14 protein-coding genes are annotated in these 13,637 nt (G+C 73.4%); 3 read left to right on the forward strand and 11 right to left on the reverse strand.

Going from position 1 to position 13,637, the window contains the following annotated elements:
• Positions 1-56: 56 nt before the first annotated feature.
• The 5 genes from pstB to CRP51_RS25130 form a co-directional block, all read right to left on the reverse strand.
• Positions 57-836, reverse strand: coding sequence for a phosphate ABC transporter ATP-binding protein PstB (pstB, locus tag CRP51_RS25110; RefSeq protein WP_097233620.1), 780 nt, complete (start codon positions 834-836; stop codon positions 57-59).
• Between the two features lie 61 nt (positions 837-897).
• Positions 898-1,995: a phosphate ABC transporter permease PstA gene (pstA, locus tag CRP51_RS25115; protein WP_097233621.1), complete on the reverse strand. Its 1,098-nt coding sequence runs from the start codon at positions 1,993-1,995 to the stop codon at positions 898-900.
• Complete coding sequence (gene pstC, locus CRP51_RS25120; protein WP_212615989.1) at positions 1,995-2,975, reverse strand: phosphate ABC transporter permease subunit PstC; 981 nt, start codon at positions 2,973-2,975, stop codon at positions 1,995-1,997. The genes pstA and pstC overlap by 1 nt, the downstream gene beginning before the upstream one ends.
• Before the next feature lie 118 nt (positions 2,976-3,093).
• Entirely contained in the window at positions 3,094-4,206 is a 1,113-nt protein-coding gene (locus CRP51_RS25125; RefSeq protein WP_097233622.1) for a phosphate ABC transporter substrate-binding protein PstS, read from the reverse strand.
• A 259-nt stretch (positions 4,207-4,465) separates the two neighbouring features.
• Complete coding sequence (locus tag CRP51_RS25130) at positions 4,466-5,353, reverse strand: response regulator transcription factor (RefSeq protein WP_245880795.1); 888 nt, start codon at positions 5,351-5,353, stop codon at positions 4,466-4,468.
• Between the two features lie 295 nt (positions 5,354-5,648).
• Here CRP51_RS25130 and CRP51_RS28990 point away from each other — a divergent pair, with 295 nt between their 5' ends.
• Complete coding sequence (locus CRP51_RS28990) at positions 5,649-6,683, forward strand: hypothetical protein (RefSeq protein ID WP_170970668.1); 1,035 nt, start codon at positions 5,649-5,651, stop codon at positions 6,681-6,683.
• Between the two features lie 24 nt (positions 6,684-6,707).
• Here the strand turns inward: CRP51_RS28990 and CRP51_RS25145 are convergent, their stop codons facing one another.
• The 4 genes from CRP51_RS25145 to CRP51_RS25160 all read right to left on the reverse strand — a co-directional run bounded on the left by CRP51_RS25145 (position 6,708) and on the right by CRP51_RS25160 (position 10,765).
• Entirely contained in the window at positions 6,708-7,676 is a 969-nt protein-coding gene (locus CRP51_RS25145) for an ABC transporter substrate-binding protein (protein ID WP_097233624.1), read from the reverse strand.
• A gap of 71 nt (positions 7,677-7,747) precedes the next feature.
• Positions 7,748-8,593 carry an ABC transporter ATP-binding protein gene (locus CRP51_RS25150; RefSeq protein ID WP_097233625.1) on the reverse strand — a complete coding sequence of 282 codons (846 nt, stop codon included), beginning with the start codon at positions 8,591-8,593 and terminating at the stop codon, positions 7,748-7,750.
• Positions 8,590-9,681 carry a FecCD family ABC transporter permease gene (locus CRP51_RS25155; RefSeq protein ID WP_097233626.1) on the reverse strand — a complete coding sequence of 364 codons (1,092 nt, stop codon included), beginning with the start codon at positions 9,679-9,681 and terminating at the stop codon, positions 8,590-8,592. Before CRP51_RS25155 ends, CRP51_RS25150 begins: the two co-directional genes overlap by 4 nt.
• 28 nt (positions 9,682-9,709) lie before the next feature.
• Positions 9,710-10,765, reverse strand: a complete 1,056-nt coding sequence (locus CRP51_RS25160; RefSeq protein ID WP_097233627.1) for a FecCD family ABC transporter permease — start codon at positions 10,763-10,765, stop codon at positions 9,710-9,712.
• Positions 10,766-10,887: 122 nt separating this feature from the next.
• On the opposite strand from CRP51_RS25160, the gene CRP51_RS25165 reads away from it, so the two are divergent.
• Positions 10,888-11,616: an HAD family hydrolase gene (locus CRP51_RS25165; RefSeq protein WP_099459333.1), complete on the forward strand. Its 729-nt coding sequence runs from the start codon at positions 10,888-10,890 to the stop codon at positions 11,614-11,616.
• Here CRP51_RS25165 and CRP51_RS25170 read toward each other — a convergent pair.
• Positions 11,613-11,867: a hypothetical protein gene (locus tag CRP51_RS25170; RefSeq protein WP_245880796.1), complete on the reverse strand. Its 255-nt coding sequence runs from the start codon at positions 11,865-11,867 to the stop codon at positions 11,613-11,615. The two genes, CRP51_RS25165 and CRP51_RS25170, sit on opposite strands and share 4 nt — an antisense overlap.
• Before the next feature lie 162 nt (positions 11,868-12,029).
• Here CRP51_RS25170 and CRP51_RS30055 point away from each other — a divergent pair, with 162 nt between their 5' ends.
• Complete coding sequence (locus CRP51_RS30055; RefSeq protein WP_097233629.1) at positions 12,030-12,413, forward strand: cold-shock protein; 384 nt, start codon at positions 12,030-12,032, stop codon at positions 12,411-12,413.
• Between the two features lie 28 nt (positions 12,414-12,441).
• Here CRP51_RS30055 and CRP51_RS25180 read toward each other — a convergent pair whose 3' ends face one another.
• Entirely contained in the window at positions 12,442-13,413 is a 972-nt protein-coding gene (locus CRP51_RS25180; RefSeq protein ID WP_097233630.1) for a helix-turn-helix transcriptional regulator, read from the reverse strand.
• Positions 13,414-13,637: the final 224 nt, after the last annotated feature.

Here is a 13,637-nt window from a genome sequence, read left to right on the forward strand (position 1 = left end):
AGACGTTTTCCCGCGTGCCCGCCCCCGCCGGGGCCGGGCACGCGGGGCGCGTCCCGTCAGCCGAAGCGGCCGGAGACGTAGTCCTCGGTCGCCTTGTTGCTCGGCGTGGAGAAGATCCTGGTCGTCTCGTCCATCTCGACCAGGCCGCCGGGCTCGCCGATCGACTTCAGGTTGAAGAAGCCCGTCACGTCGCTGACCCGCGCCGCCTGCTGCATGTTGTGGGTCACGATGACGATCGTGTACTCCTCCTTCAGCTCCAGCATCAGGTCCTCGATCGCCTGCGTGGAGATCGGGTCGAGCGCCGAGCAGGGCTCGTCCATCAGCAGCACGTCGGGCTGGACCGCGACGGCGCGCGCGATGCACAGCCGCTGCTGCTGGCCGCCGGAGAGCCCGGAACCGGGCCGCTTCAGCCGGTCCTTGACCTCGTCCCAGAGGTTGGCCGACCGCAGCGAACGCTCCACCAGCGCGTCCATCTCGGACTTCTTCATCCGCTTGTTGTTGAGCCGGACGCCGGCCACCACGTTGTCGTAGATCGACATCGTGGGGAACGGGTTGGGCCGCTGGAAGACCATCCCGATGTGCCGGCGGACCGCGACCGGGTCGACCTGCGCGCCGTAGAGGTCGTTGCCGTCCATCAGCACCTTGCCCTCGACCCTGGCCTTCGGCACCAGCTCGTGCATCCGGTTCAGGGTGCGCAGGAACGTGGACTTGCCGCAGCCCGAGGGCCCGATCAGGGCGGTCACCGAGCGCGGTTCTATCGTCATGGAGACGCCCTGCACGGCCAGGAACTTGTCGTAGTAGATGTCGAGGTCCTTGACCTCGATGCGCTTGGCCACTGTGCTTCGCTTCCTCTTCGTGTCCGGTGTGGACTGGTGTGAACCCAACTCCCGGCGGCCGTCAGGCGCGGGTCTTCGGGGCGAACAGGCGGGAGATCAGGCGCGCCACGAGGTTGAGCGCCATCACGACGAGGATCAGCGTGAACGCCGCCGCCCACGCCCGGTCCAGGAACGGCTCCGGGGGGATGCCCGGCGTCGCGTACTGGTTGTAGGAGAAGACCGAGAGGGTCGCCATCCGGTCGTCGAAGGGGTTGAAGTTGTCGCTCGACGTGATGCCGACGGTGACCAGCAGCGGGGCCGTCTCGCCGATCACGCGGGCGATGGCCAGCGTCACGCCGGTCGCGATGCCGGCGAGCGCGGTGGGCAGCACCACCTTGAGGACCGTGCGCCACTTCGGCACGGCCAGCGCCATCGACGCCTCGCGCAGCTCGTTCGGCACCAGCTTCAGCATCTCCTCGGTGGAGCGCACCACCACGGGGATCATCAGCACGCTCAGCGCGACCGAGCCCATGATGCCCATCCGCACCCCGGCGCCGAAGAACAGCTCGAAGAGGGCGTAGGCGAAGAGGCCGGCCACGATGGAGGGGATGCCGGTCATCACGTCGACGAAGAAGGTGATGTAGCGGGCCAGCGCGCCGCGTCCGTACTCCACCAGGTAGATCGCGGTCAGCAGGCCGATCGGCACCGAGATCAGCGCCGCCAGCCCGGTCACGATCAACGTGCCCATCAACGCGTGGTGCGCGCCGCCGCCCTCACCGACGACGCCGCGCATGGAGTTGTTGAAGAAGTCGGCGTCGAACCGTTCGAGCCCGCGGGAGAGCACCGCGCCGAGCACCGAGACCAGCGGCAGCAGCGCCACCAGGAAGGCACCGGTCACGATCGCGGTGACCAGCCGGTCGTGCGCCTTGCGCGGCCCCTCGACGGAGCGCGACCAGCCGCAGATCACCACGGTGTAGCCGACCGCGGCCAGCAGCCCGGCGACCACCGGGTTCAGGTCGGCCAGCAGGTGCAGGGCCAGGCCCAGGACCGTCCACAGCAGCAGCGCGACGGGCGCGGCGCGGCGGGGCAGCGAGCCGTGGGTGAGCGCGGGGCGCTCCAGCACCACGGGCGGCTCGCCGGACTCGGGGGCCTTGTCGAGGGAGGGGGGTGATGTGCTCATCAGTTGGCTCCCGAGAAGTCACGGCGGCGGTTGATCACCGCGCGGGCCGCCATGTTGACCAGCAGGGTGACGGCGAAGAGGACCAGGCCGGAGGCGATCAGGATGTTGATGTCCAGGCCGGAGGACTCGGGGAAGTCCAGCGCGATGTTGGCCGCGATGGTGGACGGGTTCCCGTTGCTGATCATGTTGAAGGTGATCCCGCCCGAGGGGGAGAGCACGATCGCGACGGCCATCGTCTCGCCCAGCGCGCGGCCGAGGCCCAGCATGGAGCCGCCGATGATGCTGGAGCGGCCGAACGGCAGCACCGACATCCGGATCATCTCCCAGCGGGTGGCGCCCAGCGCCAGCGACGCCTCCTCGTGCAGCCGGGGCGTCTGGAGGAACGCCTCCCGGATCACGGCCGTGGTGATCGGCAGGATCATCACCGCCAGCACGATCGACGCCACCAGCATGGTGCGTCCCGTGGTGGAGGCCGGGCCCTCGAAGAGGGGGATGAAGCCCAGGTTGTCCTCCAGCCAGCGGGTCGGCTCCACCGTCAGCGGCGCCAGCTCCGACAGGCCCCACAGGCCGAAGATGATGCTGGGCACGGCGGCCAGCAGGTCGATCACGTAGCCGAGCGCCGTCGCCAGCCGGCGCGGCGCGTAGTGCGTGATGAACAGCGCGATCGCCACCGCCAGTGGCGCGGCGATCAGCAGCGCGAAGAACGCCGCCAGCAGCGTGCCGAAGAGCAGCGGCCAGATGTAGAGGACGATGCCGTCCCCGCCCGGCACCTCCTCGGAGTCGGCCCACAGCGCGGGCCACGCCTCCACCACCAGGAACGCGGCGACCCCGGCCAGGATGACCAGGATCAGCACGCCGGCCCCCGTGGCGGCGGAGGAGAACAGCTTGTCCCCCAGCCGGCTCACCGGCTTGTCGAACAGCGGCGCCCCGGGGGGTGGGGGCTGGTTCTGGGGGTGCCTCAGCTCGGTGCTCGATGACACTCTTCGTTCCCTTTCTCGGCTGGAGTCCGAACGGGCGGTGGCCACCACGGGAAGGCGGCCACCCGTGGGCGGGCGGCCGCGTCCCGTGATGGCCGCCCGCGCCTGGCGGTTCGGACCGTCAGCCGGCCGCGATCGCGTCGATGGCGGGCTGGAGCTCCTGCCGGAGGGAGTCGGAGATCGGCGCCGAGCCCGCGGCCTCGGCGGCGGCGGCCTGGCCCTCCTCGCTGATCACGTAGGAGAGGTACGCCTTCACGAGCTCGGCCTTGGCGGCGTCGTCGTAGGTGGTGCAGGCCATCGCGTAGGAGACGAGGACGATCGGGTAGGTGCCGGCCTCGGTGGTGTCACGCGCCAGCTCGTAGGCGAAGTCGTACTCGCCACGGCCCTCAAGGCGCTCGGAGACCTCCAGCACGTTGGCCGCGGCCTCCGGCGAGTAGGAGACGAACTCGTCGCCGACGCCCACGTTGACGGTGGACAGGTCGCCGACCTGGCTGGCGTCCGCGTAGCCGATGGTGCCGTTGCCGCCGGAGACGGCCTGGACGACGCCGGAGGTGCCCTGGGCGGCCTCGCCGCCGGAGACCGGCCACTCGTCGCTGGCCTCGTGCGGCCAGGCGTCGGGGGCGACGGCGAGCAGGTACTCGACGAAGTTCTCGGTGGTGCCCGAGGCGTCGGAGCGGTTGACCGGGGTGATCGGGGTGTCGGGCAGGTCCGCGTCCGGGTTGTCGGCGGCGATGGCCTCGTCGTTCCAGGTGGTGATCTCCTGGTTGAAGATGCCGGCGATGGTGGCGGGCTGGAGGTTCAGCTCGTCCACGCCCTCGACGTTGAACGCCAGCGCGATCGGGGAGACGTAGACCGGGGCCTCGATGACCTCGGTGCAGCGCTCCGTCGCGGCGGTCAGCTCGTCGTCGGCCAGCGCGGCGTCGGTGCCGCCGAAGTCGGTGCCGCCCGCGATGAACTGCTCACGGCCACCGCCGGAGCCGACCGGGTCGTAGTTGACGGTGGTGTCCGGGTTGGCGGCCAGGAAGCCGGCCTGCCATGCCTGCTGCGCGGCGGCCTGCGAGCTGGCGCCGGCGCCCGAGATGGTGCCGGAGAGATCGGAGCCGCCCTCGCTGCCCCCGGAACTGCCGCCGTCGCCGTTGCCGTTGTCGCTCTCGTTGTCACTGCTGCACGCCGTGACCAACGCCAGGGCGGACACCGCGGCTATCGCGGCGAGACGAGCGCGCGTCTTGCGCATGACCTGCTCCTTGTTCCTGACCGGCCCCGTGGCCGGGATGGGGAGATGACGTCTATGACGTGTTTCGAGTCAGAACGTAGGAGCGGCCAGCGAAGCAGTGAGGGCCAGAAGGTGAACAAGAAGATAGGTTCGGCAGAACCGGTCGTTTCACAAAAAGAGTTGGAATCGTTAAGGAGAGAGCCTGGTGCTCGCGACCGGGATCGGCGGTGTCACGGGGGGTGTCCGAAGCCACGCCGACCGCCGATATCCCCCGGGAAACTCAGCCCGCCGGCGGCACCAGCCGGTAGCCGACGCCGCGCACCGTCTGGATGATCTCCGGGTGGTGCGGGTCGTCACCGAGCCGCTCCCGGAGCCGCCGAATGTGAACGGTGATGGTGTTCGAGCGACGTGCGCCCTCGCCCCACAGCTCCGTCCTGATCTGATCGCGCGTGATCACCTTCTCGGCGTGCAGCATCAACAAGTGAAGCAGCTGGAACTCGCGCAGCGGCAACCGGGCCGTCGAGACGCCGTGCATCCGCACCTCGTAGGTGCTCGGGTCGAGCGTCAACGGCCCGCAGACCAGCGGCTGGTCCCAGCCCCTGTGGCCCCGGTCGGCCAGGCTGAGCAGCTGGGCGACCTCGCGCGGGCGATAGGGGCGCGCGACGCAGGCGCTCGCGCCGGCGGCCAGCGCCGGAGCGACCTGGGCGGTGTCCTCCGGACCCACGCCCAGCACCACCGGGATCGACAGCCGCCGCCGCACCAGCCGCAGCACGGTCGACCCGTCGATCAGCGGCAGGTCGGCCGAGACCAGCAGCACGTCGGGCTTGCGCAGTCCGGCCTCCAGCAGCGCCGCGGCCCCGTCGCCGCAGTGGACCACCGACACCTGGTACTTCGCCAGCTGGGTGGTCAGCCCCTGCCGGATGCGTTCGTCCGCGTCGGCCAGCAGCACCACCGGATGCGTCCCCAGCGGTATCGGGGTCGGCCCCGCCGGCCGCTCCGCGCCGAGGCCGGCGGCCGGGCCGTCGTCCTCCGGACCCTCAAACCCCGTGCCGGGCACGGCGGTTGCCCGAGTCGAACTCAACCAGGCGCCCACGGGCTCTCCCTCGCTGTCGGTCTCGGCGGTGAAGGAACGGCCAGAGCTTGAGGTGGCCAGGCCGCGTCGCGCCACGGGAGCACAGCAGGGCACCGGCGGCCGTGCGCCCGGCTCCCGGGAGGCGTGAAAACGGTGTCCACGAGCGACGTTCACCATGTAACGAGCTGTGGGTAGCGGGTTGTGCGGCGTTCGGTGAACCCGCGATGAACAACGGCGTTCTCTCAGGTTCCGGCCCGCTTCGGCGTCGGACGGCCGCCGCCTCGCGCGTGCCGGTCCCGCCAGGGGGCGCGCGTCAGTAGCATCGGGTGGGTACGCGGGGGGTGTTGGGGACCGGGAGCGGTCCGGGCAGGGCGAGCGCAGGGGCGATGCCGTGGGGATCGACGAAGAGAAGCTGGTGTTCGACTACCTGAGCCGGGTGGGCGATCTCGCGCATGGCACCGCCATGTCGTCGGCCGAACGGGCCCGGCTCGTCAACCGGCTGCGGGACGAGATCGGCCGGCAGCGCTCCGGCGGCGCCTCCGACGCCCGTTCGCCCTCGGTCAAGCGCATCCTGGGGCGGCTCGGCAGCCCCGAGGACGTGGTCGCCGAGGCCGCGGGCTCCCCGCCGCCCGCCCCCGCGCGCCCCACCCACACCGCCGCGACGAGCCGCCCCTCGGCGTCCCCCGCCGGCCCCGCCTGGCCCTCGTCCGCCGCCTCCGCCCGGCCCGCGCCCGCCCCCGAGCCGCCGACCCCGCGGGAGGCGGAGCCGCCCGCCGGGGCGCGCCCCGAGGTGCCGGCGCGCTGGCCGGCCGAGGGCCGGCCGCGGGTGGCCGGCTGGCAGCAGGGCTCCGACGAGCAGATCGCCGGCTTCAGCGGCGGCATCGACATCCCCGAGCTGATGCACCCCAGCGGGCTGGCCGCCCCCGACGAGCCCGGGGCCGCGACCGAGGCCGAGCTGACGGCGGCCGAGGCGGAACGCGAGGCGGCGGAGGCCGCCCTCGCCCGGCCGGTGGTCGAGGACGCCGACCCGCCGCGCCCGCGCCGGGGAGCCCGGTTGGCCAAGGCCGTCCTCGCCGGCCGCCGCCGGGGCGGGATCGTCGAGCTGCTGGGCGTGGCGGCGCTGGCCGGCGGCGCGGTGTTCGGCTCGTTCCCCGCGATGCTGGCGGGCTGGGCGCTGGCCTACTGGTCGCCCCGGCTCTCCCCGCGCGCCGGCCAGTGGGCCACGTTCGGGATGCCGGCGCTGGTCGCCACCGGCTACGGGGTCTGGCTCATGGGCCGAGCCGGCGGCTACTGGGGCGAGGCCCTCGCCGACGGCCAGGCCAACGAGCTGCTGCGCGACGACTGGCCCACCCTGCTGCGCCTGGCCGGCCTCGCCTCCGCGGCCTTCCTCCTCTTCCTGGCCCGCAGACCGGTCAAGGAGGGGTGACGCCGGCGCCCGGCCGGCGTCGCCTCAGCCCGCCAGCGTCTCCTCGATCTCGTCGAGGATCTGCTCCGCCGCCGTGTAGCCGATGCCGAGGAACCACAGCTGGTCGTTGACCGGGAAGGCGCGGTTCTCCCGGACGGCGGTCAGGTCCTCCCAGAGGGGGCCGCCGACGGCGGCGTCCTCGCCCGAGGCGTCGGGGTCGCCGTAGGAGGAGTAGTAGATGACGTCGCCGTCGGCCTGGTCGACCTGCTCGGGGCTGACCTCCACGGCGAAGCCGTCGGTCGCGTCGTCGACGACGGCAGGCCGGCCCAGGCCCAGGTCGGCGAGGACGGTGCCGATGTAGTTCTCCCGGCCGTAGAGCCTGGTGTTGCCGCCGTCGATGAAGCGCAACATGCTGACCTCCGTCGCGGCCGCCGCCTCCGGCCCGCCGAGGGCCTCGGTGACCTCCGCGACCCGCGTCTCGTACGCCGCCACGACCTCCTCCGCCTCGGCGGACCTGCCGAGGGCCTCGGCGTGCATCAGGAAGTTCTCCTTCCACGGTGCGCCGACGGTCTCGCTGAAGACGGTCGGCGCGATCGCCGACAGCTCGTCGTAGCTCTGCTCGTCGCGGACCTTGCTGCCGATGATCAGGTCGGGGTCCAGCTCGTGGATGGCCTCCAGGTTGGGGGCGGCGATGTTGCCCACGTTCCGGACGTCGGAGAGCTGGTCCTGCGGCAGGTAGTCGAGGAACTCCCGCGTCGCGTCGGCCTGTACCGCGCCGACCGGGACGACGCCCAGGGTGATCGCGGTGTCCAGCTCGGCGGTGTCCAGCACCACCACGCGCTCCGGGTCCTCGGGCACCTCCACCGGCCCCATCGCGGTCTCCACGGTCCTGCTCCCCCCGCCCGACCCGTCGTCGGACCCCTCCGAGCCGGCGGAGTCGGAGTCGTCGCCGCAGGCGGCGAGCGTCACGGCGCAGGCCAGCGCGAGCGCGGAGGCGGTGATGCGTCGGTTCATGAGCGGAACGCCCTTCTTTCGGTCTTCGGCGGACAGGGACTTCGGCGAACGGGCCAAGGCCGTGGGGGAGTTCAACGCGGTCCCCCCGGAACGGGGACCGGTGCGCGGGGCACCACCAGCGGGGAGCCGGTGACGGGGTCGGGGATCACCACGGCCGCCAGCCCGAAGACCTCGTCGACCAGTTCGGCGGTCACGACCTCCTCGGGGTGCCCGCGCGCCGCGATCCGACCGTCCTTCATCGCGACCAGGTGGTCGGCGTAGCGGGCGGCCTGGTTCAGGTCGTGCAGCACGGTCACCACCGTGCGGGCCGGTGCCTCTTCGGTCGGGGTGGCCAACTGGCGGACCAGGTCGAGCACCTCGACCTGGTGGGCGATGTCCAGATAGGTCGTCGGCTCGTCCAGCAGCAGCAGGTCGGTCCGCTGCGCCAGCGCCATCGCGATCCAGACCCGTTGCCGCTGCCCGCCGGAGAGCGCGTCCACCGGGCGGTCGGCCAACGCGGCCACGTCGGTGCGTTCCATCGCCTCGACGACGGCGGCCTCGTCGGCCGGCGACCACTGCTGCCACCAGCGCTGGTGCGGCTGCCGCCCCCGGGAGACCAGGTCGGCGACCGTGATCGCCTCGGGCGCCACCGGGGTCTGCGGCAGCAGCCCGAGCGACTGGGCGATCCGCCGGGTGGAGAGCGTGTGCAGCTCGGCGCCGTCCAGCAGCACCGTGCCGGAGCGCGGCTTCAGCAGCCGGCCGAGGGCGCGCAGCGTCGTCGACTTGCCGCAGGCGTTGGGGCCCACGATCACGGTGACCCGGCCGTCGGGTATGTCCAGGTCCAGGTCGTCGACGACCGGGCGGTCGGCCTCGTAGCCGAGGGTCAGCCCCCTGGCCGCCAGCCGGCCGGCCGGCTCCTGCTCGGAAGGGGTGCTCATGTCCGGCCTCCGGTGCGGTTCTTGAGGATCAGCCACAGCAGATAGGGCGCGCCGATCGCCGCCGTGACCACCCCCGCGGGCAGCTCGGTCGGCGAGAACAGCGTCCGCGCCAGCAGGTCGGCCAGCACCGTCAGGCTCGCCCCGACCAGCGCCGTGGTCGCCAGCGGTATCTGCGCCGTGCCGGTCAGCCGGCGGGCGATCTGGGGGGAGAGCAGCGCGACGAAGTCGACCGGCCCCGCCGTGCCGGTGGCCAGCGCGGCGAGCAGCACGCCGACGCTGGCCAGCCCGAGCCGGGTGGCGTTCAGCCGGGTGCCGAGCGCGGTGGCCGTGTCGTCGTCCAGGGTCACGGTCCGCTGCGCGCGCGCCGCCCAGCAGACGGCGGGCAGCACCGCCAGCAGCGCCCAGGCCAGCGGCTCGGCCTCGGCGTAGCCGCGCCCGTGGAACGAGCCCGTCATCCACACCGTGGCCTGCTGCGCGACGGTGTGGTCGCCCTTGGTGAGGAAGAGCTGGGTGACCGAGCGCAGCGCCACCGCGAAGCCGATGCCGACCAGCACGAACCGCGCGGCGTGCAGCCCGCCGCGCCACGCGAAGAGATAGACCAGCCCGGCGGCGGCGAGTCCGCCGGCGATCGCCCAGTAGGGCAGCGCCGCCGTGGAGGCCAGCCCGTAGGTCATGGCGATCACCGCGACGGCGGCGGCGCCCTGGCTGACGCCGATGATGTCGGGGCTGGCCAGCGGGTTGCGGGCGACGGTCTGGATCAGCGCGCCGGCCACCGCCAGCGCGGCACCGACCAGCAGCGCCACGGTCAGCCGCGGCAGCCGCAACACCCCGATCACGAAGTCGTGTTCGTCCGTGAGGCCCAGCACGGAACGGACCGCCTCCTGCGGCGGCACGGTGGACTCGCCGAACGACAGGCTCGCCACACAGCCGGCGGCCAGCACCAGCGCCAGCACCGTCGCGGCCAGCAGCGCCCGGCCGTGCAGCAGGAACGAGGCACCGCCCGGCAGCCGCAGCACCCGGTATCCGGTGGGGCGCGCGCCGGCGCGCCCGGTCGTGGCGGCGCGCGGGCCGCCCAGCGTCGCGGTCATCGCGCGCCTCCCTTCGTGCGCCAGCCGCTCATCCGCGCACCGCCGAGCGGCGCACCAGATAGACCAGGAAGGGGACGCCGACCAGCGCCGTCGTCACCCCGGCCGGCACCTCGGACGGCGGGAACACCAGCCTGCCGACCACGTCGGAGACCAGTAGCACCACGCCCCCCAGCAGGGCCGCCATCGGCAGCAGCCAGCGGTGTCCGCCGCCGACCAGCGCCCGTCCGATGTGCGGAACGGCGAGCCCGACGAACGCGATCGGCCCGGCCGCCGCCACCCCGGCGCCCGTGAGCACCGCGGCGCCGAGCCCGCCGGTGACCCGCACCGCCGCCACGTTCTGGCCGAGCCCGCGCGCCACGTCGTCGCCGAGCGCCAACGCGTCGAGCCCGCGCGCCGCCGCGGCCACCAGCCCGACGCCGACCAGCAGGAACGGCCATATCTGCGCGGCGATCTGGGCGTCCCTGCCGGTCAACGAGCCGACCTGCCAGAAGCGGTACTCGTCCAACGTCGCGCCGTGCGTGGTCAGCACCCCCGCGATCACCGAGGCCAGCAGCGCGTTGATCGCCGCGCCGGCCAGCGCGAGCCGCACCGGGGTCGCGCCGCCCCGGCCCTGGTTGGCGACGGCGTAGACGACCACGGCCGCCAGCGCGGCGCCGACGAACGCGAACCACACGTAGTCGTCGAGCGAGTCGGCCCCCGCGTAGGCGATCGCCAGCACCACCGCGACCGAGGCGCCCTGGCTGACGCCGAGGATGCCGGGCTCGGCGATCGGGTTGCGGGTCAGCCCCTGCATCACCGCGCCCGCCATGCCGAGCGCGGCGCCGACCATCAGCGCGATCAGGGTGCGCGGCACCCGCAGTTCGCGCACCACCTTGGCGGCGCTGGCGTCCTCACCGGTCAGTGCGTCAGGGGACTCGGTCAGGGCCCGCAGCACCTGGTCGACGCCGATCGAACGGCTGCCGAGGGCGACGCTGAGCAGCATCGCGACCGCCACGGCCGCCACCCCGGCGAGCAGCCAGCCGAGCCGCCGCGCGGTGGTGCCGCGGCGCTCGACGGGGGGCCGGCGTTCGGCGAGCGTGGACATCGTTCCTCGGGTGGTTCCTTCGCGCGGTGCGGGCGGGTGTGCGGGCGGATGTGCGGGCGAGTGGGCGGCAGTTAGGTAAGGCGAGCCTAAGTGTAGGCAACTGCCAGAGGCACAATAGCCGCATGTCCTTCGCAGCGCCGACGCATCCCCCGAACCCCGAAGGCGATCCCGGAGCGGCCTCCGCCCGCGCCACCACGCGCCCCCCGGAGCACGCCCCGGGGCCCGAGGGCGTGCCCCACCCCCGGTTCACCGTCGGGTTCGACCTCGACATGACCCTGGTCGACTCCCGGCCCGGCATCCACCGCACCTACCGCGCGCTCGCCGAGGCGACCGGCGTGCCCATCGACGCCGACCTCGCGGTCAGCCGCCTCGGGCCGCCGCTGGAGGACGAGTTGGCCTGCTGGTTCCCGCCGGAGCGGGTGCCGGCCGTCGCCGACCAGTACCGCGCGCTGTACGTGCGGCTGGCGATCGAGCCCTCGCTGCTGCTGCCGGGCGCCGCCGACGCGGTCGAGACGGTGCGCGGCCTCGGCGGACGCAGCGTGGTCGTCACGGCCAAGCACGCGCCCAACGCCCGGCTGCACCTGGACCACCTGGGCCTGCGCACCGACGTGCTCGTCGGCTCGCTGTGGGCCGAACGCAAGGCGGAGGCGCTGCGCGAACACACCGCGGGCGTCTACGTCGGCGACCACGTCGGGGACGTGCGCGGGGCGCACGCCGCCGGCGCCGTCTCGGTCGCCGTCGCGACCGGCCCCTGCCCCGCCGAGGAACTGCGGGCCGCCGGCGCGGACGTGGTGCTGACCGACCTCACCGCGTTCCCCGACTGGCTGGCCGACCACCTCGCCGGGGTCTAGGCGGAGTCCGGCACCGCCACGCGCTGCGCCGCGCGATCCTCGCGGCGCTGCGCGGCGACCGAGCGCATCAGCCCGCAGCCGGCGACGAAGAAACCCACCCCCATCAACATGGAGACCAGGTAGGCGACGGTCGGCAGCGCGTCCGCCCCGACCAGCAACGGAATCACGGTGATCAGGGTCGCCAGCGCCCCGACGGCGAAGATCACGCCGCCGATCCGCACCAGGTTGTCCCCTGCTTGGTTGGTACTCACCACCACAGGATCGCAGGTACGAGCATATTTACGACCCGCCGGGGGCAGTGATCCTCCGAAACGGCTCGGCAGCATCTTGTCACCGGGCCGGGGGCTATTAGCCTTGGATCCGGCGGGCTGATGTGGCCCGCCTCACTGCTATGCGAGCGAGGACGAGGACACGTGCCTACCGGCAAGGTGAAGTGGTTCAACAGCGAGAAGGGCTTCGGCTTCCTTTCCCGCGACGACGGCGGCGACGTCTTTGTGCACTCCTCCGCCTTGCCCGCCGGGCTGGACCTGCTGAAGCCGGGACAGCGCGTGGAGTTCGGCGTGGTCGCCGGCCAGCGCGGGGACCAGGCGCTCTCCGTGGTGCTGCTCGACCCGGTGCCCTCGGTGGCGGCGGCCCAGCGCCGCAAGCCGGACGAGCTGGCCTCCATCGTGCAGGACCTGACGACGCTGCTGGACGGCGTCTCCCAGCAGTTGGAGCGCGGCCGCTACCCCGACCGCGCCAACGGCCGCAAGATCGCGGGGATGCTCCGCGCGGTCGCCGACCAGCTGGACGTCTGACGACGACCGGCCGGGGGCCGGCCACGGCCTACCCCGCCGGCACGCGCGCCACCGCCCGCGCGCAGCGGGCGGCCTGCGCGCGCAGCGCCGCGGCCAGTTCCGCGCTCCCCTCCACCAGGGTGAAGTCGACGTTCACCGAGGTGATCATCCACACCAGGTCGGGGACGTCGCCCGCGCCGACGTGCAGCAGACAGCTGTGCTCGTCCACCGCCTCCAACGCGCCCATCCCCGGCCAGACCCGCCCGGCCATCTCCTCCGCCGAGCCGTGCAGCGCGACCGTCGCGCGGTGCGGCCACGCCCGTTCGGAGAGCCGGCGGGTGAGATAGGCGGCCGGGTCGTCCCCGTCGGGCAGCGCGCGCCGGCTGAAGCGTGCCACGGCGGGGCCCGGGGTCAGCCGGTCGACCCGGAAGACCCGCCAGTCCGCCCGGCCCGGGTCCCAGCCCAGCAGGTACCAGTGCCGCACGAAGCTCACCAGGTGGTGCGGGTCGATCTCGCGCGCCGCCGTGCGCCCGTGCGCGTCCGTGTAGTCGCACCGCAGCCGTTCCCGCCGTCGGATCGCCGCCGCCAGCGCCATCAGCGTCTCGGGCGCCACCTCCGGACCCGCCGCCCCGACGTGCACGGTCGCGGCGCCCAGCGTCGCGACCCGGTGGCGCAGCCGCGGGGGCAGCATCTCCTCCAGCCTGGCCAGCGCGCGCACCGCGCTCTCCTCGATGCCCCGCACCGAACTGCCCGCCGTCGTCCGCAGCCCCACGGCCACGGCGACGGCCTCCTCGTCGTCCAGCCGCAGCGGTGGCAGCGAGGCGCCGGTGCCCAGCCGGTAGCCGGCGGTGCCCCGGGCGGCGTGCACCGGGTAGTCGAGGGCGCGCAGCCGCTCGATGTCGCGTCGCACGGTGCGCACGGTGACGCCGAGCCGCTCCGCCAGCTCTCGCCCCGAGCGCTCCCCGCCGTCCTGGAGCAGGGAGAGCAGGCGCAGCAGTCGCGCCGACGGCCTGAGTTCCATGGCGCGATTCTGCCCTGCCGCGGGGCGCGGCTTAGGTTGTCTCGTTTGGATCTTCGTGGATCAGGGCGCGGCTCCCCCAGCCTCGCGGCTGGGAGGTGCCCCCATGATGCGGTGCATCGCAAGGCGCCGGATCGCAGCTCATACTTGGTCGTATTCGCGCGATTCGGTAACGCAGCGAGGTTCCCCCAGGCCCCTCGGGGGCCTGGGAGGTGCCCCCATCGCTG

The organism is Streptomyces zhaozhouensis (assembly GCF_900230195.1).
Classification (GTDB): Bacteria; Actinomycetota; Actinomycetes; order Streptomycetales; family Streptomycetaceae; genus Streptomyces; species Streptomyces zhaozhouensis.

Bases quoted from the DNA above. Each gene is read 5' to 3' on its own strand.
- CRP51_RS25125 (WP_097233622.1), bottom strand. From the start codon at position 4,206: ATGCGCAAGACGCGCGCTCGTCTCGCCGCGATAGCCGCGGTGTCCGCC.
- CRP51_RS25180 (WP_097233630.1), bottom strand. From the start codon at position 13,413: ATGGAACTCAGGCCGTCGGCGCGACTGCTGCGCCTGCTCTCCCTGCTC.
- CRP51_RS25160 (WP_097233627.1), bottom strand. From the start codon at position 10,765: ATGTCCACGCTCGCCGAACGCCGGCCCCCCGTCGAGCGCCGCGGCACC.
- CRP51_RS25145 (WP_097233624.1), bottom strand. From the start codon at position 7,676: ATGAACCGACGCATCACCGCCTCCGCGCTCGCGCTGGCCTGCGCCGTG.
- CRP51_RS25165 (WP_099459333.1), top strand. From the start codon at position 10,888: ATGTCCTTCGCAGCGCCGACGCATCCCCCGAACCCCGAAGGCGATCCC.
- pstA (WP_097233621.1), bottom strand. From the start codon at position 1,995: ATGAGCACATCACCCCCCTCCCTCGACAAGGCCCCCGAGTCCGGCGAG.
- CRP51_RS25155 (WP_097233626.1), bottom strand. From the start codon at position 9,681: ATGACCGCGACGCTGGGCGGCCCGCGCGCCGCCACGACCGGGCGCGCC.
- CRP51_RS25150 (WP_097233625.1), bottom strand. From the start codon at position 8,593: ATGAGCACCCCTTCCGAGCAGGAGCCGGCCGGCCGGCTGGCGGCCAGG.